Annotated in this window: 18 protein-coding genes; 5 read left to right on the plus strand and 13 right to left on the minus strand. The window is 67.8% G+C overall.

All coding sequences use genetic code 11. From position 1 onward, the window contains the following. Positions 1-100: 100 nt before the first annotated feature. The 8 genes from uvrC to ACVWZ7_RS00460 form a co-directional block, all read right to left on the minus strand. Complete coding sequence (gene uvrC, locus ACVWZ7_RS00425; protein WP_091247886.1) at positions 101-2,107, minus strand: excinuclease ABC subunit UvrC; 2,007 nt, start codon at positions 2,105-2,107, stop codon at positions 101-103. Between the two features lie 67 nt (positions 2,108-2,174). Beyond that, positions 2,175-2,843 carry a lysophospholipid acyltransferase family protein gene (locus tag ACVWZ7_RS00430; protein ID WP_344367758.1) on the minus strand — a complete coding sequence of 223 codons (669 nt, stop codon included), beginning with the start codon at positions 2,841-2,843 and terminating at the stop codon, positions 2,175-2,177. Then, a complete protein-coding gene (locus ACVWZ7_RS00435; protein WP_456506546.1) occupies positions 2,830-3,573 on the minus strand; it encodes an HAD hydrolase-like protein in 744 nt (247 codons plus the stop codon). The genes ACVWZ7_RS00430 and ACVWZ7_RS00435 overlap by 14 nt, the downstream gene beginning before the upstream one ends. 170 nt (positions 3,574-3,743) lie before the next feature. After that, positions 3,744-6,692: an excinuclease ABC subunit UvrA gene (uvrA, locus tag ACVWZ7_RS00440; protein WP_116765749.1), complete on the minus strand. Its 2,949-nt coding sequence runs from the start codon at positions 6,690-6,692 to the stop codon at positions 3,744-3,746. Positions 6,693-6,760: 68 nt separating this feature from the next. Next, positions 6,761-7,153, minus strand: coding sequence for a GntR family transcriptional regulator (locus ACVWZ7_RS00445; RefSeq protein WP_456506547.1), 393 nt, complete (start codon positions 7,151-7,153; stop codon positions 6,761-6,763). Further along, positions 7,150-9,120: an ABC transporter ATP-binding protein gene (locus ACVWZ7_RS00450; RefSeq protein ID WP_456509040.1), complete on the minus strand. Its 1,971-nt coding sequence runs from the start codon at positions 9,118-9,120 to the stop codon at positions 7,150-7,152. The genes ACVWZ7_RS00445 and ACVWZ7_RS00450 overlap by 4 nt, the downstream gene beginning before the upstream one ends. Before the next feature lie 20 nt (positions 9,121-9,140). Beyond that, positions 9,141-10,997: an ABC transporter ATP-binding protein gene (locus ACVWZ7_RS00455; protein WP_456509041.1), complete on the minus strand. Its 1,857-nt coding sequence runs from the start codon at positions 10,995-10,997 to the stop codon at positions 9,141-9,143. 135 nt (positions 10,998-11,132) lie between these two features. Continuing rightward, positions 11,133-11,912: a trans-aconitate 2-methyltransferase gene (locus ACVWZ7_RS00460; protein ID WP_344367762.1), complete on the minus strand. Its 780-nt coding sequence runs from the start codon at positions 11,910-11,912 to the stop codon at positions 11,133-11,135. Positions 11,913-12,057: 145 nt separating this feature from the next. On the opposite strand from ACVWZ7_RS00460, the gene ACVWZ7_RS00465 reads away from it, so the two are divergent. The 3 genes from ACVWZ7_RS00465 (at position 12,058) to ACVWZ7_RS00475 (ending at position 16,591) form a co-directional block, all read left to right on the plus strand. Then, complete coding sequence (locus ACVWZ7_RS00465; RefSeq protein ID WP_456506548.1) at positions 12,058-14,604, plus strand: DEAD/DEAH box helicase; 2,547 nt, start codon at positions 12,058-12,060, stop codon at positions 14,602-14,604. Between the two features lie 87 nt (positions 14,605-14,691). Then, entirely contained in the window at positions 14,692-15,225 is a 534-nt protein-coding gene (locus ACVWZ7_RS00470) for a GNAT family N-acetyltransferase (RefSeq protein ID WP_344367764.1), read from the plus strand. 19 nt (positions 15,226-15,244) lie between these two features. After that, positions 15,245-16,591 (plus strand): alpha/beta fold hydrolase, encoded by a 1,347-nt coding sequence (locus ACVWZ7_RS00475; protein ID WP_456509042.1) that lies wholly within the window; start codon positions 15,245-15,247, stop codon positions 16,589-16,591. Positions 16,592-16,685: 94 nt separating this feature from the next. On the opposite strand, the gene ACVWZ7_RS00480 is transcribed toward ACVWZ7_RS00475, so the two are convergent. The 4 genes from ACVWZ7_RS00480 to coaE form a co-directional block, all read right to left on the minus strand. Beyond that, on the minus strand, positions 16,686-18,041 hold the full coding sequence (locus tag ACVWZ7_RS00480; RefSeq protein ID WP_456506549.1) for an MFS transporter: 1,356 nt from the start codon (positions 18,039-18,041) through the stop codon (positions 16,686-16,688). 112 nt (positions 18,042-18,153) lie between these two features. Beyond that, the gene (locus ACVWZ7_RS00485; protein WP_116765757.1) at positions 18,154-19,182 is read right to left on the minus strand and encodes a TerC family protein; all 1,029 of its coding nucleotides are present in this window, start codon (positions 19,180-19,182) and stop codon (positions 18,154-18,156) included. A gap of 162 nt (positions 19,183-19,344) precedes the next feature. Further along, positions 19,345-21,426: an excinuclease ABC subunit UvrB gene (gene uvrB, locus ACVWZ7_RS00490; RefSeq protein WP_116765758.1), complete on the minus strand. Its 2,082-nt coding sequence runs from the start codon at positions 21,424-21,426 to the stop codon at positions 19,345-19,347. A 40-nt stretch (positions 21,427-21,466) separates the two neighbouring features. After that, positions 21,467-22,720 carry a dephospho-CoA kinase gene (gene coaE, locus ACVWZ7_RS00495; RefSeq protein WP_456506550.1) on the minus strand — a complete coding sequence of 418 codons (1,254 nt, stop codon included), beginning with the start codon at positions 22,718-22,720 and terminating at the stop codon, positions 21,467-21,469. 22 nt (positions 22,721-22,742) lie between these two features. Here coaE and ACVWZ7_RS00500 point away from each other — a divergent pair, with 22 nt between their 5' ends. Next, complete coding sequence (locus ACVWZ7_RS00500) at positions 22,743-23,444, plus strand: IMPACT family protein (protein WP_456506551.1); 702 nt, start codon at positions 22,743-22,745, stop codon at positions 23,442-23,444. Further along, positions 23,428-24,120: a GNAT family N-acetyltransferase gene (locus ACVWZ7_RS00505; protein WP_456506552.1), complete on the plus strand. Its 693-nt coding sequence runs from the start codon at positions 23,428-23,430 to the stop codon at positions 24,118-24,120. Before ACVWZ7_RS00500 ends, ACVWZ7_RS00505 begins: the two co-directional genes overlap by 17 nt. Positions 24,121-24,486: 366 nt before the next feature. Here ACVWZ7_RS00505 and ACVWZ7_RS00510 read toward each other — a convergent pair whose 3' ends face one another. Beyond that, the gene (locus ACVWZ7_RS00510; RefSeq protein ID WP_456506553.1) at positions 24,487-24,918 is read right to left on the minus strand and encodes a VOC family protein; all 432 of its coding nucleotides are present in this window, start codon (positions 24,916-24,918) and stop codon (positions 24,487-24,489) included. Between the last annotated feature and the right edge of the window lie 68 nt (positions 24,919-24,986).

Below are 24,986 nucleotides of genomic sequence, written 5' to 3' on the forward strand. Positions count from 1 at the left end.
TGTGCGTTTGCTGTTGCGGTCAGGTAGCGGCGCGGCCGCGGTGATGCCGCGCCCGTGCCGTTTCCCAAGTCTTTACCCTAGCTAAGTTTGTCGGAGCTAGCTAAGTTTCGAGGATTTCGCCGGTGGTCATGTTGATGGCCGGAACGGTGGCGGCTTCCTCGCCGTCGGCCGTGAAGTGCCGGACGATCGCAGCGGCCAGGGACGGGCCGATCCCCTTGGCGCCGGTGAGTTCTTCCTGGGTCGCCGCTTTGATGCCCTTGACGGAACCGAATTCGGCCAGGAGGGCCTTGCGTTTGGACTCGCCCAGTCCGGGCACGCCGTCCAGCGCGGAGACCGTCATGGCCTTGCCTCGTTTTTGCCGGTGGAAGGAGATGGCGAAGCGGTGGGCCTCGTCGCGGATCCGCTGCAGCAGGTACAGGCCGGCGGAGGCGCGCGGCAGGATCACCGGGAAATCGCTGTCCGGCAGCCACACCTCCTCGAGCCGCTTGGCCAGGCCGACAACGTATACGTCCTCGATGCCCAGCTCGGCCAGCGCCCGGGCGGCGGCGTTGACCTGCGGTTTGCCGCCGTCGACGACGACGAGGTTGGGCGGGTAGGCAAATTTACTCCGCGGGGCCGGCGTCGTGGAGTCCGCGACCGCCGCCGCGGTTGCCGCTTCCAGCGCGGCCTGGTGTGCCGGTTTGGCCGCGGCGGCTGCCTGCTCGCGTTTCTCGTCGAGGTAGTGCCGGAACCGTCGGGTCAGGACGTCGTGCATGGCGGCGGTGTCGTCGGTGGCGGCGGCCCCGGTGACGGCGAACTTGCGGTAGTCGGACTTCTTCGGGAGCCCGTCTTCCACCACCACCATGGAACCGACCACGTTGGTGCCCTGGACGTGGGAAATGTCGAAACATTCGATCCGCAGCAGCGCCACGGGCAGGTCGAGTGCCTCCTGGAGTTCCTGGAGGGCCTGGGAGCGCATGGTGAGGTCGCCGGCGCGCCGGGACTTGTGCAGTTTCAGTGCGTGCTCGGCATTGTCCCGCACGGTGGACATGAGCGCGGCCTTGTCGCCGCGCTGGGGCACCCGGATATCCACGCGGGCCCCGCGCAGGCCGCTAAGCCATTGCGCGAGTTCGGCGGCGTTGCTGGGTTCGGCGGGCACCAGGACCTCCCGGGGCAGCCTGCCCTGGACGCCGGCTTCCTCGCCGTAGACCTGCTGGAGCAGGTGTTCGACCAGCTCCGGGGTGGTGGAGTCCTCGACCTTTTCCACCACCCAGCCGCGTTGGCCGCGGATCCGGCCGCCGCGGACGTGGAAGACCTGGACGGCGGCCTCGAGTTCGTCTTCGTGGAGGGCGAAGACGTCCGCGTCCGTGCCCTCGGCGAGAACGACGGCGTTGCGTTCGAAGACCTTCTTCATCGCCACGATGTCGTCCCGCAGGCGCGCCGCCCGCTCGTAGTCGAGCTCGGCGACCGCGGCGGCCATCTCGCGTTCCAGCCGGTTCACGAAGGGCTTGGCTTCGCCGCCCATGAAGCTGCAGAAGTCCTCGGCCAGGGCACGGTGGTCCTCGGCGGAGATGCGCCCCACGCAGGGCGCGGAGCATTTGTCGATGTAGCCGAGCAGGCAGGGCCGGCCGCTGGCTTCGGCGCGTTTGAGCACGCCGGCGCTGCAGCTGCGCACGGGGAAGACCCGCAGCAGCGTGTCCATGGTGTCCCGGATCGCACCGGCGGTGTAGGGGCCGAAATACCGGGTGCCCTTGCGCCGGTCGCCGCGGAGCACCTGGACGCGCGGGTACTTCTCCCCCATCGTGACGGCCAGGTACGGGTAGCTTTTGTCGTCCCGGAACATCACGTTGAATCGCGGCGTGAATTCCTTGATCCAGGTGTATTCCAGCTGCAGCGACTCGAGCTCGCTGCCCACCACGGTCCATTCGACGCTGCTGGCTGTGTGCACCATGGCGTAGGTCTTGGGCATCAGCCCTGCCGGGTTGGCGAAGTAGGAATTCAGCCGGGAACGGAGGTTCTTGGCCTTGCCGACATAGATGACCCGGCCGTGCGGATCACGGAAGCGGTACACGCCCGGATTGGTCGGAATTTCACCTGTCTGGGGTCGGTAACTCGCTGGATCTGCCACAGTTCCAGTCTACTGAGCCTCCGGGGATGCCGCGGCACCGGCCCGGCCGGAAGCGCGGCTCCTCCCGCTACTCGACCGACTTGCTCTGGTTGTAGCTGGTGGAGCGTTCCTGGCCGCTCAGTTCCGCGATGGCGTCCATGATGCGGTCGGTGACCTGGCGGCGGGCCGGCAGCGAGTGGTCCGGTCCCGTCTTCTCAAAGTACAGCGGCTCGCCCACCTTCATGGTGAAGTGCTGCGGTTTGACCGCTTTGCTGTCCGCCGGCTGCAGGTGTTCCGTGCCGATCAGGCCCACCGGGATCACCGGCGCGCCCGTCGTGAGGGCGAGCCAGCCGACGCCGGTGCGGCCTCGGTACAGGATGCCGTCGCGGGAGCGGGTGCCTTCGGGGTAGATGCCCACGCCGCGGCCGGCGTCGAGGATGTCCAGCAGCGTCTTCAGCGCCTGGACGCTGGCGGCCTGCTCGCCGCGCTCGACGGGGATGGAGCCCACGGCCTCGAAGAAGGACTTCATGGCCTTGCCCTTGACGCCGCCGGTGGTGAAGTACTCGGCCTTCGCGAAGAACGCCACGGGCCGCGGCATGAGGGCCTGGACAATCACGCTGTCCAGGAAGGAGAGGTGGTTGGGGGCCACGATAAACGGGCCTTCCTTGGGCACGTTCTCCAGGCCGATGACCGTCGGACGGCACGTGGACGATATGAGCCCGCGCGTGGTCCAGCGGATTACGTCAAACATTTCCATCGGTGTGCACCTCGTTCAGGGCTGCGGTCCCCGGGCGTTCGGAGAGTCTTGTGATCGTTGCGTGAAGCGCAGTGGTGGTGTGCACGATCTCGACGGCGCCGGCTGCGTGCAGTTCGCCGTCGGGCGCAAAACCCCAGCCTACGCCGATGCAGTCCAGTCCGTTCGCGGCGGCCCCGGCGACGTCCTGCGCACGGTCGCCCACCATCACGGCATGGCCGGCCGTCGACGGGACGGCGGCAGCCAGGTCCGAGAGCGCGGCGGCGACGATGCCCGCCTTGCCTTCGGGGACGGAGTCCGGTGCAGCGCCTGCCTCGTCGGCGGCCGAGCCGCGAATGCTGTGGAAGAGCCCGGCGATGCCGTGGTGTTCCAGCACGGTGCGGGCCAGACTTTCCGGTTTCTGGGTGGCGACGGCGATGGGCCGCCCGGCGGCGACGAAGCCTTCGAGGAGGTCGCGGATTCCGGGGTACAGCCGGCTCTGCGCGATGCCGGTGGACACGTAGTGCCGGCGATAGATCCGGATGACGTCCGCGAGGAGCGCTGCCGGTACGCCGGCGATTTCCGTGAGGGAATGGCTCAGTTTGGGTCCGACCATCTCGTCCATCCGGGCAGGGCCCGGAACCGGCAGTCCGAGTTCGGTGAGGGCCGCGGCGATTCCGCCCGTGATTCCCCCGGCCGGATCGACAAGAGTGCCGTCGAGGTCGAAGATCACGGGCACTGTTGTATGCGTCACCGGCTTAGTTTCTCACGAGTGCACGGATGCCAGAAATTCGCATACTCCTTCAGGAATACATCAGGGGGTTACGGCAGCCGAATACCTCAGGGGAATACTTGGCCGTGCCGCAGACCGGGAGCGCTCAGCAGTGGTGCTCCCGGCCCGCACCCACGGCACGGGGTGCGATCTCAGGCGAGGAGCTCGGCGAGGAACGCCGCCGTGTGGCTTTCACTCGACTTTGCGACCTGCTCCGGGGTGCCGGAGGCCACAACCCGGCCGCCGCCCGAACCGCCGTCAGGGCCAAGGTCCACGATCCAGTCGGCGCTCTTGATGACGTCGAGGTTGTGCTCGATGGTGATCACGGTGTTGCCCTTTTCCACGAGGCCCTGCAGCACCATGAGGAGCTTGCGGATGTCCTCGAAGTGCAGGCCCGTGGTGGGCTCGTCCAGGACATAGACGCTGCGGCCGTTGGATCGCTTCTGGAGCTCAGCCGCGAGCTTCACGCGCTGGGCCTCGCCGCCGGAGAGCGTGGTGGCGGGCTGGCCGAGCCGGACGTAGCCGAGGCCGACGTCGACAAGAGTGTTGAGGTGCCGCGCGATCGGGGAGAACGCCGCGAAGAACTCGGCGCCTTCCTCGATGGGCATGTTCAGCACGTCCGCGATCGTCTTGCCCTTGTAGTGGACCTCCAGGGTTTCGCGGTTGTACCGGGCGCCGTGGCAAACCTCGCAGGGAACATAGACGTCAGGCAGGAAGTTCATCTCGATCTTCAGGGTGCCGTCGCCGGAGCAGGCCTCGCAGCGGCCGCCCTTGACGTTGAAGGAGAACCGGCCCGGCTGGTAGCCGCGGACTTTCGCCTCCGTGGTCTCGGCGAAGAGCTTCCGGATGTGGTCGAACACGCCGGTATAGGTGGCCGGGTTCGAGCGCGGGGTGCGTCCGATGGGGCTCTGGTCGACGTGCACCACCTTGTCCAGGTGTTCGAGGCCCTGGACGGATTTGTGCCGGCCGGCCACTTGCTTGGCACCGTTGAGCTTGTTGGCGAGCACCTTATAGAGGATCTCGTTGACGAGGGTGGACTTGCCGGAGCCGCTGACGCCCGTGACGGCGGTGAAGAGGCCCAGCGGGAAGGCTGCGTCCACGTTGAGCAGGTTGTTTTCCTTGGCGCCGACGACTTTGAGCTCGCGCTTCTTGTCGTATTTCCGCCGCTTCTTCGGTACCTCGATGGACTTCCGGCCGGAGAGGTAGTCGCCGGTCAGGGACTCCGTGTTCTTCAGCAGGTCCTGGTACGAACCGGAGTGAACCACCATGCCGCCGTGCTCGCCGGCACCGGGTCCGATGTCCACGACCCAGTCGGCTTCGTGGATGGTGTCCTCGTCATGCTCCACCACGATCAGGGTGTTGCCCAGGTCCCGGAGCCGGGTGAGGGTCTCGATCAGGCGGCGGTTGTCCCGCTGGTGCAGGCCGATGGAGGGCTCGTCGAGGACGTAGAGCACGCCCACGAGCCCTGAGCCGATCTGGGTGGCCAGCCGGATGCGCTGGGCTTCACCGCCGGACAGGGTTCCGGAGGGCCGCTCCAGGTTCAGGTATTCGAGTCCGACGTCGAGGAGGAAGGTCAGCCGGGCCTGGATTTCCTTGAGGACCTGGTGGGCGATCTGCGCTTCGCGGCCCGTGAGGACGAGGTTGTCGAGGAAGTGCGCGCATTCGCGCATGGGCAGCGCGGCGACCTCGGCGATGGACTTGCCGTTGATCAGCACCGAAAGGGACGCGGGGTTCAGGCGTGCACCGTTGCAGGCCGGGCACGGGACCTGGCGCATGTACTCCTCGTAGCGGTCGCGCGCCGAGTCGGAATCGGTCTCGCCATGCTTGCGGTGGACGTACTGCACGACCCCCTCAAAGCCGGTGCTGTACTTGCGTTCCCGGCCGAAGCGGTTGCGGTACTGCACCACGACCTTATGGTCCTTGCCGTGCAGCACGGTCTGCCGGACGTCGGCGTCGAGCTTTTCCCACGCCGTCGTCATGGAGAAGCCGAGTTCCTTTGCGAGGCCGCCCAGCAGCCGGTTCCAGTACTCCGTGGTGGCGGTGCCCAGCGACCACGGCGCAATGGCGCCCTCCGACAGCGAGAGCTCCGGGTTGGGGATGATGAGATCCTCATCGACTTCCAGCTTGGTGCCGATGCCGCTGCAGGCGCTACAGGCGCCGAACGGGTTGTTGAACGAGAAGGAGCGCGGCTCGATCTCGTCGATCGCCAGGGGGTGTTCGTTGGGGCAGGCGAGGTGTTCGGAGAACGCCCTGATCCGCTCGGGGTCGTCGGCGTCGAGGTCGACGAATTCGGCCAGGACGCGGCCCTCCGCCAGGCCGAGCGCGGTTTCGACGGAGTCGGTGAGGCGCTGGCTGATGCCTTCCTTGACCACGAGGCGGTCCACGACCACTTCGATGGTGTGCTTGAACTGCTTGCCCAGCTTGGGCGGATCGCTCAGCTGGACGAGCTCGCCGTCGACGCGTGCCCGCGAGTAGCCCTTGGCGGTCAGTTCCTTGAAGAGGTCGACGAATTCGCCCTTGCGGCCGCGGACCACGGGTGCCAGCACCTGGAAGCGCGTGCCGTCCGGGAGTTCGAGCAGCTGGTCAACGATCTGCTGAGGGGTCTGCTTGGCCACGGGCTCGCCGCAGATGGGGCAGTGCGGCCGGCCCACGCGGGCCCACAGCAGGCGCATGTAGTCGTAAATTTCGGTGATGGTGCCCACGGTGGAGCGCGGGTTCTTGCTCGTGGACTTCTGGTCGATCGACACGGCCGGGGAGAGGCCCTCGATGAAGTCGACGTCGGGCTTGTCCACCTGGCCCAGGAACTGCCGGGCGTAGGCGGAGAGAGATTCGACGTAGCGGCGCTGACCTTCGGCGAAGATGGTGTCGAACGCGAGGGAGGACTTGCCGGAGCCGGACAAGCCGGTAAACACGATCATGGCATCGCGGGGCAGGTCCAGGTCCACGTTGCGCAGGTTGTGTTCGCGCGCGCCCTTGACGACGAGGCGCGTCATGTCCGGGCGTTTCAGCTCGGGACGGGACAGGACGGCCTCCCGGGCTGCCAGCGGTTCGACGGCGGACTGGACTTCAACGGCTGGATCTTCAGCTACAGCTTTAGGCACGAATCTAATGCTAATCGAAAACTTCTTCGAAAAACTATTCTGCTCGCCGTGGGGTCCGCCCGGATGTGCTAGTGGCGGTCGTAGGCGGCGGCCAGCAATTGCACGGCCTCGGCGAAGCTCGCGCCCTGCGCTTTGGCGGCCGCCGCGAACTCCGCCGCGGCGGCGGACAGCGAACTCCAGGCGGCATCGCGGGCACAGACGACCGTGCCGTTCCGGCCCCGCGTCACGACGACGCCGGCGGCCTCCAGTTCCTTGTAGGCCCGGGCCACAGTGTGGGGTGCTACGCCCAGTTCGGTGGCGAGGCTCCGCACGGCCGGCAGCCGGGTACCCGGTGCGAGCGTGCCGTTATCGGCGCGTTCAATGACGTATAGCCGGAGCTGTTCGAAGAGCGGGACGGAGCTGGCCGGATTGGTCCGCCAGGCACCGGGGAAACGCTCCCCCGCGGTGTCCGCGTGGTTCACTGTTCCGGCTCCCCGACGGCCTGCACCTGTTCGCGACCGGCGAACTGTGCGTCGTACAAATCCTTGTAGAGCCCGCTCCCGGCCATCAGCTGCTGATGGGTGCCGTGTTCAACGATCCGTCCGTGGTCCATGACGAGAATTAGATCAGCGTCCCGGACCGTGGACAAACGGTGCGCGATCACGAAGCTAGTGTGACCCTGGCGAAGCCGCTCCATGGCATGCCGGATCTGCACCTCGGTTCGGCTGTCAACGGAACTCGTCGCCTCATCCAGCACCAGGATGCTGCGGCCGGCGAGCTGCGCCCGCGCGATCGAGACGAGCTGGCACTGCCCCCGGCTCAGGGAGTCGCCGTCGTTGCCGAGCATGGTGGCGTAGCCGGCCGGCAGGGCCCTGACGAACTGGTCCACATGGCTGGCCCGGGCCGCCGCGACGATCTCGGCGTCGGTGGCCCCCGGCCGGCCGTACTCGATGTTCTCGCGGATGCTGCCGGTGAACAGCCACGCATCCTGCAGGACCGTGCCGAAGACGGACCGGAGCTCGTCCCGCGGGATGGTGGCGATGTCGGTCGAGTCCACCAGGATCCGGCCCGAGTCGAGTTCGTAGAAGCGCATCAGGAGGTTCACCACGGTGGTCTTGCCGGCGCCGGTGTGACCCACGATTGCCACGGTTTGTCCCGGCTCCACCGTGAAGGACAGGTCCTTCACCACGGGGGTGCCGGGGCTGTAGCTGAAGCTGACGTGCTCGAACGTGACGCGGCCCGCGGCCGTGCCCGGCGTCAGCGGAGCGTTGGCTTCCCGCAGGTCCCGGGGTTTGCGCCGGCCGTTGAACTTGTGCCGGCCATTGGTCTTGCGCGGGGTATGGATCTTGGGCGGGCTATGGACCGTGAGCGGGGTGCCGGCGCCGTGAAGCCTGCCGCCGCCGTTGGCCGCAGCGGCCGGCACGGCGCTGTCTGGCGGGATCTCGGGAGCATCGAGCAGCTCAAAAACACGCTCCGCGGAGGCGAGGCAGGACTGCAGGAGGGTCAGCATTCCGCCGATCTGGCCCATCGGCTGGCTGAAAAGGCGGGAGAACTGGATGAAAGCCTGGATGCCGCCGATCGTCATGGCCCCGGTGGTGACTTGGAGCGCCCCCACAACGGCCACGGCAATGTAGTTGAGATTGGCGACGAACACCATGAGCGGCTGCACTATGCCGGACAGATACTGGGCGCGGGCGCTGGACCGCGTGAGTTTGTCGTTGCAGTCCCGGAAGCTCGCCGCCGACTCCTCCTGCCGGCCGAAGGCCTTGACCACTTCATGCCCCGTGAAGAATTCTTCGAGTTGGGCGTGCAGCGCCCCGGTACTGCTCCATTGTTCCGTGAAGTGCGCCTGGGAATGCTTGGCCACTAACACGGTGATGACCGTCGACACCGGCACCGAGAGGACCGCGATCAGCGCCAGCAGCGGCGAGAGCCAGAGCATCATGGCGAGTGCGGCGGAAAGCATCAGGACGGACATGATCAGCTGGTTGAGGAGCTGGTTGAGCGCCTGGGAGATGTTGTCGACGTCGTTCGTGGCCCTGCTGAGCACCTCGCCGCGGCGCTGCTCCTCGAAATGGCTGGACGGCAGCACATGGAGTTTTTGCTCCACGGAACCGCGGAGCCCGTAGCTGAGCCGCTGCACGGCCGTGGCGGTCAGGGCGCCCTGGATCCAGCTGAAGAGGGACGCCCCGACGTACAGGGCGGACACCGTCAGGAGCCGCCCGGCCAGCGCCTGTTCGTCGAGGGCGCCGCCGAGGAATCCTGCGACCACGACGTCGGTGGCGTCACCCAGGACTTTGGGGGCGGCGACGTTGAGCGTCACGAACGCGCAGGTGGCCGCGATGACACCGGCCATCCGCCACTTCAGGGGCCGCAACAGGCCCAGCAGCCGGGCTGCGGCGCGCCACTTGGAGCGCTCCTTGGCCCCGGCCAGCGCGGCGGACTCCATGCCCGATGCCCGGCCGCGGCTCACAGGGTTTCCTCCAGCACGAGCTGGGACGCGGCGATCTCCCGGTAGCTTGGCGAGGACTCCATGAGTTCGGCGTGTGTGCCCTGCGCGACAAGGCGACCGTCCTCCAGCACGAGGATCAGCCCGGCGTCCACGATCGTTGCCACCCGTTCGGCGACGATCAGCACAGTGGCCCGCTCCAGCAGAGGCTCGATCGCCGCACGGAGCCGGACATCGGTCCCGTAGTCCAAGGCGGAGAAACTGTCATCGAACAGGTAGACCGGCGAATCTTTGAGCAGTGCCCGGGCGATGCACAGGCGCTGGCGTTCGCCGCCGGAGAAGTTGGTGCCGCCCTGGCTGACGGGCGCGTCGAGCCCGAGGGGCAGGGCGCGGACAAAGTCGGCTGCCTGGGCGGACTCGAGTACCTGCCACAAGTCCGGATCGGCGGCGGCCGGTGAACCCAGGCGAAGGTTTTCAGCGACCGTGCCGGAGAAGAGGTAGGAGTGCTGCGGGACGATGGCGATGAGGCCCCGCAGGGCCTCCAGCGGCATGGCCCGCACATTGCGTCCCCCGATGCTGATCTCGCCGCCGGTCGCGTCGAGGAAGCGGGGAATCAGGTTCAGGAGGGTCGTCTTGCCGCTGCCGGTCGCGCCGATGATCGCCGTCGTGGTCCCGGGGGCGGCGGTGAATGTGATGCCGTCGAGCACGGGCTCCTCGGCGCCGGGATAGGCGAAGGACACGTTGCGGAACTCGACGGCGTTTGCGGGGCGGGCAGTATGACGGGCATGCGACGTGCTCACCGGGCGTGCGGCATGTCCGGGCCGGGCCACATCTTCGGGCTGTGCGGCATGTCCGGGCTGTGCCTCATTTTCGGGCTGTGCCTCATTTTCGGGCCGGGCAGGGGCGGCGTGCGCCCCGGCGGGGGCAGCCGGGTCCGCGATGGCCGGTTTCGTGTCCAGCACCTCGCGGATCCGTTCCGCGCACGCCGCGGCCCGCGGGGCGGTCATGAACACGTACATCGCCATCATGATGGCGATCAGGATTTGCAGGATGTAGGCGATGAACGCGGTGAGGGCACCGAGCCGCATTTCGCCGGCGTCGATCCGGTGGCCGCCGAACCACACCACGCATACGGAGGACAGGTTGACCACCAGCATGATCATCGGCATCATCCCGGCCACCAGCAGGGCGGAGCGCAGGTTGTTCCGGGTGAGGTCCTTATTGGCTTCGTCGAAGCGGCGGATTTCGTGGTCCTGCCGGACGAAGCCGCGGATGACGTTGGCGCCGATGATCTGCTCGCGCAGCACCCGGCCGATCCTGTCGAGGAGCCCCTGGCCCTCGCGATACAGCGGAATCAGGCGGCGCACGATCACCGTCATGATCACCGTGAGGATCGGAATCACGGCGACCACGATCCAGGACAGCACGACGTCCTGGTGCACGGCCAGCGCGATGCCGCCGATGAAGATGGCAGGGGCCGCGATCAGCATGGTGAAGACCAGGACTGCGAGGTTCTGGATCTGGGCGACGTCGTTCGTGGCCCGGGTAACGAGGCTGGGCGCACCGAAGACCCCCACCTCCTGGGAGGAAAAGGACTGCACCTTCGCGAAGAGTTCCCCGCGCAGCTGCCCGCCAAGCTCCATGGCGACGACGGCGCCCAGGTAACCGGCCGCGATAGCCGTAGCCACCTGCACGGCGGCGATTCCGGCCATCCAGCCGCCCAGATGGAGGATTTCCCCCGTGTCCCCGCCGATGATGCCGTCGTCGATGATCGCGGCGTTCAGGGTGGGCAGGAGCAGGTTGGCGGTGGTTTGCACGAGCTGGAGCACAACGATGGCCAGCACGCTCCCCTTATGCGCGGACAGTAACCGCGCCATCAGGCTTACTAGCACCGAACCTCCATCACTTGCCCAGGGCTCGGAATAGGAATCAGCCTAACGGCCGCCCCCACGCCGCCACGTCATTGTAAGCCCCATTCCGGAGTGCCTCGTGTCAACCGGCAGACACGCCTCTCACCCGCGCTTTTGCGCCACCGCAAAGGTGCGCCGGAACGGGAAGACGGTCCCGTGCCGGCCCGCCGGATACGCCTCGTCCAGTCGCGCCGAGTACTCGGCCTCAAAGTCCCTGGCCTCGTCTGCCGGAAGGGCGGCCAGGACCGGCCTGAGCCCCGTCCCGCGGACCCACTCCAGGACAGGGTGGGCGCCCGGGAGCAGTTGCAGGTAGGTGGTTTCCCACGCATCGGCGGCGCAACCGGCGTCGAGCATGATGTCGAGGTATTCCGCCGCCTCCCCCACCACGTCGTCGTGGCGCAGGACCCCGGCGAGCCGCCCGGCCCACGCCGGAGACTCGGCCAGCTCCCGCATCAGGGTGTGGGAGGGGGCGTTGAAGTTCCCCGGCACCTGTAGCGCGAACCAGGCCCCCGGTTTGAGGGCATCAAGCCACGCGGGCAACAATTCGCGGTGTCCGGGCACCCACTGCAGGGCGGCGTTGGTGACCACCACATCGGTCTCGCCGGAGGGCAGCCAGTGCCCGATGTCGGCCAGCTCATAGGAGAGGTTGGGGGCCGCGGCCGCATGGTCCCTCGACTTGGCCAACATCTCCGGCGAGGAATCCAGGCCCACCACCTGTGCCCCCGGCCACCGGTCCGCGAGAGTTGCGGTCAGGTTGCCCGGGCCGCAGCCGAGGTCGACGACGTGCCGCGGGGCTTCGGCGTGGATCCGCCCCGTGAGGTCAAAGTACGGTCTGTCCCGGTAATCACCGAACTGCACATACTTTTCGGGATCCCATTTCACGGCTACCTCCAGTCCGCGGCGCTGTTGTCCTACCCGAAGCGTAGCCCCGGCAATGTTGGCCAGCCAAGGAGCCACGCATCCGGCGGGCGCGGCGCACCAGCCCGCCGGTGCCGCCGGCAGCATGCGGGCACTAAGCTGGACAGCAATGAAACTCGTTGATCAGCTCCCCGCCCCGGCCGCCCGAATTTCCGGCAGGACGGCCCTGGACCCGGACGAGCTCTACACCCGGTTTGTCGAGTGGACGGAGACCCGCGGCCTCGCCCTCTACACCGCCCAGGACGAAGCCATCATGGAGCTGGCTGCCGGGTCCAACGTCATCCTGGCCACGCCCACCGGGTCCGGTAAGTCCCTCGTGGCCATTGCCGCGCACTTCCAGGCCATGGCCCGCGGACAGCGCAGCTACTACACCGCCCCGATCAAGGCCCTCGTCTCGGAGAAGTTCTTCGCCCTCTGCGAGATCTTCGGGGCCGAGAACGTCGGCATGATCACCGGTGACTCCGGCGTCAACCAGGACGCGCCCATCATTTGCTGCACCGCCGAAATCCTGGCCAACATTGCCCTGCGCGAGGGTTCGGCGGCTGAACTCGGTGCCGTCATCATGGACGAGTTCCACTTCTACTCCGACCCGCAGCGCGGCTGGGCGTGGCAAGTGCCGCTGCTGGAACTGCCCCAGGCGCAGTTCCTGCTGATGTCGGCGACGCTCGGCGATGTCAGCCGCTTCGAGGAAGGGATCAGCGCCCTGACCGGCCGTCCGACGACGACCGTCAGTTCCGCCGAACGCCCTATTCCGCTGCACTACTACTACGAACAGACTCCGGTCCACGAGACCCTCGAAGAGCTGCTCGCCACCAAGCAGGTCCCGGTCTACGTGGTGCACTTCAGCCAGGTCGAGGCGATCGACCGGGCACAGAACCTGATGAGCATCAACGTCTGTACCCGCGACGAGAAGGACAAGATTGCCGAGCTCATCGCCGGGTTCCGCTTCGCCGCGGGCTTCGGCAAGACCCTCAACCGGCTGGTCCGGCACGGGATCGGCGTCCACCACGCCGGCATGCTGCCCAAATACCGCCGGCTTGTGGAGCAGCTCGCCCAGGCCGGCCTGCTGAAGGTCATCTGCGGCACCGACACCCTCGGGGTGGGCATCAACGTGCCGATCCGCACCGTGCTGCTCACGGCACTGAGCAAGTACGACGGCGTGCGCACCCGGCTGCTGAACTCCCGCGAGTTCCACCAGATCGCCGGGCGGGCCGGACGCGCCGGCTATGACACCGCCGGGACCGTGGTGGTCCAGGCCCCGGAGCACGTGACCGAAAACGTGAAGGCGATGGCCAAGGCCACCGCCAAGTTCGGCGACGACCAGAAGAAGCTGCGCCAGGTGGTCAAGAAGAAGCCCCCGGAAGGCTTTGTATCCTGGGGCGAACCGACCTACAAGCGGCTCGTGGAGTCGGTGCCGGACCCGCTCACGTCCAGTTTCACCGTGACGCACGCGATGCTGATGAACCTCATGGAACGTCCCGGCGACCCGTTCCAGGCCGCCCGGCGCCTGCTCACCGAGAACCACGAGACCCGGTCCTCGCAGCTGCGGCTCATGAAGAAGGCCCTGGGCATCTACCGCGAACTGCTCGCTGCCGGCGTCGTGGAGCGCATCCCGCTTCAGGAGCAGGGGCCGGACGGCCGCACGGTCCGGCTCACGGTCCACCTGCAGGCCAACTTCGCCCTCAACCAGCCACTGTCCCCCTTCGCCCTCGCAGCGCTGGAACTCCTGGACCCGGAGTCGCCGTCGTACGCCCTGGACGTCGTGTCCGTGATCGAGGCGACCTTGGAGAAGCCGCGCCAGATCCTGTCGGCCCAGCAGAAGAAGGCGCGCGGCGAAGCCATCGCGGCGATGAAGGCCGACGGCATCGAGTACGACCAGCGCATGGCGATGCTCGAGGAAGTCACGTACCCGCAGCCGCTCGCCGAGATCCTCGGCGAGGCCTTTGAGGTCTACCGCAAGGCCGCCCCGTGGGTGGGCGACTTTGAACTTGCCCCCAAGTCCGTGGTCCGGGACATGTACGAGCGCGCCATGAACTTCGGCGAATTCGTGCAGTTCTACGGCTTGGCCCGCTCCGAGGGGATCGTGCTGCGCTACCTCGCCGACGGTTTCAAGGCACTCCGGCAGACCGTCCCGCAGGACGCCCTCCGGGAGGACCTGGAGGATCTCATCGCCTGGCTGGGCGAACTGGTCCGGCAGGTTGATTCCAGCCTGCTCGACGAGTGGGAAGAGCTGACCTCCGGCGCCGCGCCCACCCCGCATGACGCTCCCCCGCCCCCGCCGCCGTCGCTGACCTCCAACGTCCGGGCCTTCCGGGTGATGGTGCGCAACGAGATGTTCCGCCGCGTGGAGCTCTTCGCCGATGAAGCCGCCACGGCCCTGGGCGAGCTCGACGCCGGGTCCGGCTGGGACGCGGAACGCTGGGAGGATGCGCTGGATGATTACTTCGACGAACACAACGACATCGGCACCGGCCCGGACGCCCGCGGCCCGGGGCTCCTGATCATCACCGAGGAACCCGGGGTGTGGAAGGTCCGGCAGATCTTCGATGACCCGGCCCGCCACCACGACTGGGGCATCTCCGCCGAGGTGGACCTGGCGGCCTCGGACGAGTCCGGGACCGCCGTCGTCCGCGTCACGGACGTCAACCGCCTCTAGCGGGACTGCGCCCAGTGTCTGGCATGCGGCACGGGCACCCGCGAAGTCCGTCACCCGCCCGGCAGATGCCCCGAGTAAACTCGAACAATGAGTGTAATCCGGCCTGCCGCCCCGCATGACGTCCCTGCCATCCTGCAGATGATCCACGACCTCGCCATCTACGAGAAGGAACCGGACGCCGTCCGGAACACCCCCGAGATGCTCACCGGGGTCCTGTTCGGCGAGAACCCCCGGGTCTTCGCCACCATGGCGGAAAATGCCGACGGCGAGGTCCGCGGTTTCGCCCTCTGGTTCCTGAACTACTCCACGTGGGAAGGCGTCCACGGGATTTACCTGGAGGATCTCTACGTCCGGCCCGAGGCCCGGGGCGAGGGCCATGGCAAGGCACTGCTCCAGCATCTGGCCGCCACCGCCGTCAGCCGCGGGTACGCGCGGGTCGAATGGAGCGTCCTGGACTGGAACGAGCCCTCGATCAACTTTTACAGGAAGCTCGGCGCGGCCCCGATGGACGAATGGTCCACCTTCCGTCTCACCGGCGCCGCGCTGGAAGCTTTCGGCGGCTCCGGCGCGGGCTCGGACGATTTCCGTGCAGGCGTCCGCGAGGAGGCCACCCGTGGCTGATCTTCCGGTGACGGGGCTCATGGGAGCCGCCCTCCTCGAGTCCGGATCCAGCGTCCGGCGCCACGTCCGGGCGCGCCACACCTACCGCGGCATGCGCACCGCGGAACACTACTTCCAGGTACCCCTGGACCACTTCAGCGAGGACGGACGCCGCGGCGAGACCATCACGGTGTTCGCCCGCGAATACGTGTCCACCGAGCACAGCGAGGAAGCGGCGGCCGAGCTTCCCTGGCTGCTCTACCTGCAGGGCGGCCCCGGCGGGCGCGGTAACCGGTTGCCGTCCCTGGGCGGCTGGAGCAAGGCCGCGGCACGGGACTTCCGGATCCTCATGCTGGATCAGCGCGGCACCGGCCTGTCCTCGGCAATCGACCGCAACACGCTGCCCCTGCGCGGCAGCGATGCGGCGCAGGCCCGCTACCTGACGCACTTCCGCGCCGACTCCATCGTCGCCGACGCCGAGGCCATCAGGTCGGCCCTGGGCGCCGCGCCCTGGACCGTCTACGGCCAGAGCTACGGCGGATTCTGCGCCCTCAGCTACCTCTCCTTCGCGCCCGAGGGGCTGCGCGAGGTGCTCGTGACCGGCGGCCTTGCCCCGCTGGGCGGCTCCGCGGACCGCGTGTACCGGGCAACGTTTCAGCGCGTCGCGGCCCGGAACGCCGAGTACTTCAGCTGGTACCCCGAGGACCGTGCCGCCGTCACCCGGATCGCCGGGCATCTGCGGGAGACGGAGGAATTCCTGCCCGACGGCGGCCGCCTCACCGTGGAGCGCTTCCAGATGGTGGGTTCCTTCCTGGGTGGCAATACCCGGGTGGATGCGCTCCACCACCTGCTCGAGGACGCCTTTGTGGCCACACCCGACGGCGACCGCCTCTCGGACGCGTTCCTGGAACAGGTCCGGGGCCTCGTGTCCCGGGCCTCGAACCCCCTGTACGCGCTGATGCACGAATCCATCTACGGCCAGTCCGCGGCCACCGACTGGGCCGCCTGGCGGGTCCTGGCGGAATTCCCCGAATTCCGCCCCGACGCCGCGGAGCCGCTCCTGACCGGTGAAATGGTCTACCCCTGGTATTTCGAGCAGGACCCGGCCCTGCGCCCGCTGCAGGGCGTGGCACGGCTGCTCGCCGAGAAGGACGACTGGGGCCCGCTCTACGATCCGGAGCGGCTGGCCTTCAACACCGTGCCCGTCGCTGCGGCCGTGTACACGGACGACATCTACGTGGACCGCGAGCTCTCCCTGGAAACCGCGGCCGCCGTCCGCGGCCTGCAGGTGTGGGAGTCCGACGAGTTCCATCATGACGGCATCGCGGACGACGGCGAGGCGATCTTCGGTCGCCTGCTGGGGATGGCCCGCTCCGCCCGCCGCTGAGCGGGCACACGGACCCGGCTTCCGCCGCTGCACGGACATCGGCGTGCGGACATCCGCCGTGTGATCAGCTGCTGTGCGGGAAGGGGTCGGGCTGCTAGGCCGCTGCGGCGGTTGCCCGGCCCCTCGCCGCAGCCGGGACGGCGACGGCCAACACCCCCGCGGCGAGGGCGGCTGCAGCCAGGTTCAGTCCCTGGTAGCCGACGCCGGCCATCACGAGGCCGGAGAAGCCGGCGCCGAGCGCCCCGGCGGCCCCCATGAGGGTGTCTGAGACGCCCTGAACAAGGACGCGGTCCTCGGCGGAGACGCTTTCGGCGAGGAGCGTGGAGGCCGCGATGGTGGCCGCCGACCAGCCCAGGCCGAGCAGTACCAGTCCCGCCGTGACCAGGACGGGTTGCTGCTGCCCGAATCCGGCGACGCAGACGGCGAGCAGAATCAGCCCGTGCCCCAGAATGATCACGGGGAGGCGGCCGGACTTATCGGTGAGCCAGCCCATCACCGGCGAGAGCGCGTACATGCCGGCGATGTGCAGCGAGATCGTGAAACCGATCAGGACCAGGAGGTCCGTGCTGGCGGCATGGACATGTCCGGCCGGCATGTCGGCCATGGGGCCTTCGGCGAGGAGCTGGAGATGCAGCGGGGTCATCGACATCACGGCCACCATGCAGCCGTGCGCGGCCACGATCGCGAACAGGGCCAGGCGTGCCCGCGGTGACTTCCGGACAGCCCGGAGGCCGGCGCGGAGGCCGTGCCGGCGTCGGGCAGCCGTGGTGCCTTTCGCCGCCAGAGGCTCGCCGGCCGCCCTGATCCGGGCCGCGAGCAGCAGCGGATCCGGGCGCAGGCCGATGACCAGCAGCACGGCGGCCAGGGCCAGCCCGGCGGCGGAGAACACGAACGGTCCGGCCAGTGCCGGCAGGCCCAGGGCCTCCCCCACAGCTGCTCCCGGACGGATCAGGTTGGGTCCGGCGACGGCGCCGATCGTCACCGCCCAGACAACGATTGCGAGGGACCGTCCGCGGTGTTCGGCGTCGGCGAGATCGACAGCGGCGAAGCGGGCCTGCAGGTTGGCGGCGGTCCCCAGGCCCAGCATCGCGGCTCCCAGCAGCAGCACCGGGAACACCCCGGACACCGTGGACGCGATGATGAGCAGGGAGCCGGCCATGGCCGACAGCTGGCCGGTCACGAGCGCCGCCCGGCGGCCCCGGCGTCCGGCCAGGCCGGCGAGGGGCAGCGCCGCGACGGCGGCGGCCAGTGTAACCGCTGTGGTGACGGAACCGGCCCAGGCATTGGAGCCGGACAGCTGGACGGCCAGCAGGGAGCCGACGGAGAGACTGGCACCGCTGCCCACGCTGCTCAGGAGCTGGGCAACGCTCAGGACGGAAACGGTGCGGCGCTGGACCCGGTGCAGGTCCAGCGCCGCAGAGTCACGTGCCGCAGGGTAGAAGGTCTTCACGGTCCGAGCATAACGCGTCCGGCACGTGCCGGCGCCCGCCGGAAGGCGCCGGCCGAAGGCCCGCCGGAAGGCGCCGGCCGAAGGCCCGCGCCGCGGACCGGTCGCGCCGGAGCTATTCGACGTCGCTCAGGCTCTTGCGGGCGTCCTCTTCGAGCCGGGCGTCCAGCTTGGATTTGGACGCCTTGGAACTGATCAGGCTCGCGATCACCGCGATGATGATGGTGCCGATGATCACGGCGAGGGAGACGTAGGTGGGGATCTCCGGCGCCCATTCGATGTGCTGGCCGCCGTTGATGAAGGGCAGTTCATTGACGTGCATGGCGTGCAGGACCAGCTTGACGCCGATGAACGCCAGGATGACCGACAAGGCGTGCTTGAGGTAGATGAGCCGGTTCATGAGGCCGCCGAGCAGGAAGTACAGCTGGCGCAGGCCCATGAGGGCGAAGATGTTCGCCGTGAAGACGATGAAGGCGCTCTGGGTGAGGCCGAAGATCGCCGGGATGGAGTCGACCGCGAAGAGCAGGTCCGTCATGCCGATGGTGACAAAGACGATCAGCATGGGGGTGAAGACCTTCTTGCCGTCCACCACCGTGCGGAGCTTGCCGCCGTCGAACTTTTCGGACATCGGCAGGACCCTGCGGATCCGCGCGATCAGCGGGTTTTCCTTGTCTTCCTCGTCCTCGCCCTCGTCCTGGGCCTGCTTCCACGCGGTCCAGAGCAGGAAGGCGCCGAAGATGTAGAAGACCCAGCTGAACTGCTCGATCACGATCGCGCCGAGCATGATGAAAATGCCGCGCAGGATCAGGGCGATGATGATGCCCACCATGAGCACTTCCTGCTGGTACTTACGCGGTACCGAGAAGCGGGCCATGATGATGATGAACACGAACAGGTTGTCGATGCTGAGGCTGTATTCCGTCACCCAGCCGGCGATGAACTGGCCACCGAACTCCGGTCCGGTGAAGGCGAACATGGCGCCGGCGAACACCAGGGCCAGGGCCACGTAGAACGTGACCCACAGTCCGGCTTCTTTCATGGAGGGCTCGTGCGGGCGCTTAAGCACCATCAGCAGGTCAATGGCCAGGATGATGCCGAGAACGACAAACGAGCCGATCTCGAACCACAGGGGAAGGTCGGGCACGGGGAAATACCTTTCGTAGGGTACAGCTCAGCGGTGTAAGTCTCTCCGACCGCCGGCGCGTGATGCCGCCGTGCTGCCCGCTACGCCCGGCACGGCATCGTAGCCGTGCGTGTTGACGATCGTAGCGCTTGGGATACTCCCCTACGTTCGTCCGAGTTTACCCTAGGCGTGCCCCGCCGACTGCATTTGCCGCAGTTCCTTCTTCAGGTCCCCCACCTCGTCGCGGAGCCTCGCAGCGAGCTCGAACTGCAGCTCCCCGGCCGCTGCGTGCATCTGCTCCGTGAGCTGTTCGATCAGCCCGACAAGGTCCTCGGCCGGGGCCGCCGCGAGCCCGTCCGCCCGGATGACCGCGGCGCCCTTGCCCTTGCCGCGGTTCTTGCCTGCCGCCGCCAGCAGTTCGCGGGTGTCCGCGTCTTCCTTGGCCAGCTGGTCGGTGATGTCCGCGATCTTCTTCCGGAGCGGCTGGGGGTCGATTCCCTTCTCCGTGTTGTAGGCGACCTGGATGGCGCGCCGGCGGTTGGTCTCGTCGATCGCGTGGGCCATCGAGTCCGTGATCCGGTCCGCGTACATGTGCACCTGGCCGGACACGTTACGTGCGGCGCGGCCGATGGTCTGGATCAGGGAGGTGGACGAGCGCAGGAAGCCCTCCTTGTCCGCGTCCAGGATGCTCACCAGCGAGACCTCCGGGAGGTCGAGGCCTTCACGGAGCAGGTTGATGCCCACGAGGACGTCGAAAACGCCCATCCGCAGTTCCCGCAGGAGCTCCACGCGGCGCAGGGTGTCGACGTCGGAGTGGAGGTACTCCACCTTCACGCCGTGGCCCAGGAGGTAGTCGGTGAGGTCCTCGGCCATCCGTTTGGTCAGCGTGGTCACCAGGACGCGTTCGTTCTTGGCCGTGCGGGTGCGGATCTCGCCCAGCAGGTCATCGATCTGGCCCTTGGTCGGCTTGACGATCACCTCGGGATCGATCAGGCCGGTGGGCCGGATGATCTGCTGCACAAAGCCGTCGGACTTGCCGAGCTCGTACTTGCCCGGAGTGGCGGAGAGGTAGACGGTCTGGCCCACGCGCTCAAGGAACTCATCCCATTTCAGCGGCCGGTTGTCCATCGCCGACGGCAGCCGGAAGCCGTGGTCCACCAGCGTCCGCTTGCGGGACATGTCGCCCTCATACATGGCGCCGATCTGCGGGACGGTGACGTGCGATTCGTCGATCACCAGCAGGAAGTCGTCCGGGAAGTAGTCGATGAGGCAGTGCGGCGCGGTCCCGCCGTCGCGGCCGTCGATGTGCCGGGAGTAGTTTTCGATGCCGTTGCAGAAGCCCATCTGCTGCATCATTTCGAGGTCGTAGGTGGTGCGCATCCGCAGCCGCTGGGCCTCGACGAGCTTGTTCTGGCTTTCCAGGACCTTGAGGCGTTCGGCGAGCTCGTCCTCGATTTTCGTGATGGCCCGGCTCATGCGTTCCGGCCCGGCGACGTAGTGCGAGGCAGGGAAGACGTACATCTCGGTCTCATCCCGGATCACCTCGCCGGTCAGCGGGTGCAGCGTGTAGATGTTCTCGATCTCGTCGCCGAAGAACTCGATCCGGATCGCCAGTTCCTCGTACATGGGGATGATTTCCACGGTGTCGCCGCGGACCCGGAACGTGCCGCGGTGGAAGTCCATGTCATTGCGGGTGTACTGCATGGCGACGAACTTCCGCAGCAGGTCGTCGCGGTTCATCTCCGCACCCTTGCGGAGCGTCACCATGCCGGCGATGTACTCTTCCGGGGTGCCGAGGCCGTAGATGCAGGACACCGTGGCGACCACCACGACGTCGCGCCGGGTCAGCAGGGCGTTCGTCGCGGAGTGGCGCAGACGTTCGACTTCCTCATTGACGGAGGAGTCCTTCTCGATGAAGGTGTCCGTCTGCGGCACGTAGGCCTCAGGCTGGTAGTAGTCGTAGTAGGAGACGAAATACTCGACCGCGTTGTTGGGCAGCAGTTCGCGGAATTCGTTGGCCAGCTGCGCGGCAAGGGTCTTGTTCTGCACCATCACCAGGGTGGGGCGCTGGACCTGCTCGATCAGCCACGCCGTCGTCGCGCTCTTACCGGTACCCGTGGCGCCAAGCAGCACCACGTCCTTCTCGCCGTTGCGGATCCGCTCGGTGAGTTCCGCGATCGCCGCCGGCTGGTCGCCCGCGGGCTGGAAGTCGCTGATGACCTCAAAGGGCGCCACGACACGGTTGATTTCCTGGGCAAGGCTCATGTATCTAATCTACCGCCGGCCCCCGACACGATGTCCTGATTCAGCTTTGGGCAGTACCGGGACCGGCGTCGTCACCAGCGTCGTCACCGTACGACGGCGGCTGCCAGCCGGTGCGCGACACCCACGCTTCCATCCGGGGCGCGGCGTAGTCGGTGAACCAGCCTTCCTTGTCCGCCGCGTAGCCGGCGGTGGACTTGTCGACGTCGTGCAGCCCGGCCACCCGGATCTTCTCGGCGACATAATCCGCACCGGCCCGGGCGTCGGCGCGGAGCCAGTCACGGAAACACAGGGCGTACCGCCAGCCCGGCGATCCGGCGGCCCGGAGGTGCAGGTTCACGGCCCGGCCGGGATCGGCGTTGCCGTGCAGTCGTTTGCCCCAGTCGGCGGGGTCGGAGTGCGAGGGTTTGGGGTTGTCGGAAATGATGCCGGGCCAGCGCGGGAATCCGGCCTCGGCCAGCAGCGGCGCGATCCTGTCTGCGGCCTCGAGGTCGCGGACGCCCAGCTGCAGGTCGATCACGTCCTTGGCGTCCAGGCCCGGGACGGCAGTGGAGCCGATGTGGTCCAGGGACAGCACGTCCTCCGGCACAGCGGCGCGGAGCCGGTTGATGAGCCGGCCCGCCTGCGCCGCCCAGGACGGATCCGCCGGTGCAAGGACCGGGCCGCCGGTCCGCGGCGCGATCTTTTGCTCCTTGAGGTTCAGTGCGAAGGGCGCCAGCCGCCCTTCCCACAGCGCATCCACCGCGTGCCTCAGTTCGTCGGGGGTGCCCGAGTTGTCCAGCACGACGTCCGCGGCTCCCAGCCGGTCCTCACGGCTTGCCTGCGCGGCCATCCGCGCGTGCGCCTCTTCGACACCCATATTGCGGTGTTCGACCATGCGCCGGATGCGGACGTCGTCCGGGGCGTCGACCACCACCACGAGGTGGAAGTTCTTCCCCTGTCCGGTTTCCACCAGCAGGGGGATGTCCTGGACTACGACGGCGCCGGCCGGGGCGGCCGCCACCATCGCCGTGGCGCGCTCCCGGACCAGCGGATGGACGATTCCGTTCAGCACGGCCAGGCGTTCCGGATTGCCGAAGACGAGGGAACCCAGCCGGGCCCGGTCCAGCCGGCCATCGGAGGTCAGGATGGCGGCGCTGAACGCCTCGACCACCCGTGCCAGCCCGGGCGTGCCGGGCTCTACGACGTCGCGGGCCAGCGCATCGGCGTCGACAAGCACCGCGCCGAGCTCCCGCAGGCGCGCGGCAACCAGTGACTTCCCCGACGCGATCCCGCCGGTCAACCCGATCTTCAACACCACACAAGACTAAACTGAACCGGTGGAAGATGAGCCGGATTACCCCGAGAGCAGGACTTCCATTTACACCACCCTCGCCGCAGGGTCCCAGTTCCGGCACGAAATCGAGGTCAAGCGGTCCCGCTTCATCACCGTCCTTGCCCGCACGGCGGACGAAGACGCAGCCCGCTTCGTCCTGGCCGGCCTGCGCAAGGAATTCCACGACGCGCGGCACCACTGCTTCGCCTTCGTGCTCGGCCCCGACCGGGACGTCCAGCGTTCCAACGATGACGGCGAACCGTCCGGAACTGCCGGCATCCCGATGTTGGAGGCGCTGCTCAAGCGCGAGACCGCGCCCGGCGTCGCCGACCTCAGCGACGTCGCCGCCGTCGTCGTACGCTATTTCGGCGGTATCCTCCTCGGCGCCGGCGGCCTGGTGCGCGCGTACTCGGATTCGGTGGCCGCGTCGCTGGAACTCGCGCCCCTCGTGCGGCGCCGCCGGCTGCGGATTTGTTCGGTGCGGGTGGGGCACGCCGGGGCCGGGCGGCTAGAGAACGATCTGCGCGCCGCGGGATTTGTCATGGCAGAAACCCGTTACGAGGCGCAGACTACTGTCCTGAGGCTTGCGCTGCCGGACAATCCGGAGGAGCTCGCCCGCGCCGCGGAGCGGGTGGCCGCCATGTCAGCCGGCAGTGCGGCGTTGCTACCCGGAGAGACGGAGTGGATCGATGTCCCCATCAGCTGAGCCGGTACCCGCGGTCGAGCTGCTTGACGTCAGCGAGGCCGTGCTCGAACAGCTCCTGGAGCTCGCCCTCCGGGACGCCGACGCCGACGAGGTCACCCCGCCGCTGGGCGAGAGCGCCGCCTGGAACACTGACCGGATCAGCTGGTTCCGCGAATTCCACCACGCCGCCGCAGGCCTGGACGGCCCCGCGCAGCAGAAGAGCTGGGCCATCAGCTGTGACGGGCAACTCGCCGGTTCCGTCCGGCTGAAGCGTATAGGGCCGGGACCGGGGTCGGCGGTGGGGACGATGAAGCCGCTGGAGGCTGGTACTGGCGGGGCTGGTGCTGGCGGGGCTGGTGCTGGCGGGGCTGGTACTGGCGGGGCGATTGAACCCGGCATTCAGCCCGCCGCTTCGCCGGCCGATGCCCCTCGGACAGGCAGTCCTGTTGGTGGCGGGGCGCTGGAAACCGGAATCTGGCTTGGCCGGAGCTTCCGCGGCCGAGGTGTCGGCCGCGAGGCGCTGCGGCTCGTGAAGGCCCTGGCCGTGTCTGCCGGAGCGAGTCATCTGGTGGCCCAGACCACGGCCGGCAACGTGGGTGCCATTGCGTTGCTGAAGTCCGCGGGTGCCGAACTCGTCACTGGTGCAGCCTCAGCGACTGCCACCGTGCAGGTCAAGGGCACGATCCCGCTCCGCTGACCGCGCGGCTCGTCGCACGGGGACGCTTCACCGTCCACCACTGGACATGTCCCCCGCTGGCCGCGAGCAATGCGCGGAATCCCCTCATGCCCGCCCCACGAAGCCAGGACTGGACATGCCCTCCCGCGGCCAACCGGTCCACCACTGGACATGTCCCACGCTGGCCGCGAGCAATGCGCGGAATGCCCTCATGTCCGCCCCACTCGTCCAGGACTGGACATACCCTCCCGCGGCCAACCGGGCAACCACTGGACATATCCTCCGCCGGCCGCGAGCAATGCGCGGAGTGCCCTCATGTCCGCCCCACGAAGCCAAGAGTGGACTTGCGCCTCGCCGGACAGATGGTTTTCCTTGGCCTGAACCGGGCTAGTGGGCGATTTCCCAGATGTGTCCGGCAGGGTCTCGGAAGCTGGCTGTACGAATACCCCACGGCCGGTCCATGGGACCGTTCAGCAGTTCCACGCCGCGGCGGGACAACTCCGCGCACATGCCGTCGACGTCGTCCACTTCAATGGTGAACTGCAGGCGGACGCCGGCCTCAACGTTGGCGACGGTTGCCGGTTGGATGAGTTCGGGGGCTTCGGAGATAGTGAGCAGATTGATCAAAGTGTTCTCGAACTTGAAGACTGCAGAGACGTCGTCCTCAAAGATGAGCGGCAGACGGAAGACTTCTTCGTAGAAACTCCTCGTCGTGGCCAGGTTTTCGACAAACAAGGTGATGGCATGGATGCCCCGTGGCCACGGACCAACTGTCCCGCCTGTGCCCTGCGCTTCAACTGCCTCCGATGGCTCAGCCATGGAACTCCCCCTTATCGTCGGCTGCGAGAATCTCAACCTGCAAAGTGTGGACTCAGGGAAGATCCGCC

The organism is Arthrobacter sp. TE12232 (genome assembly GCF_054062615.1).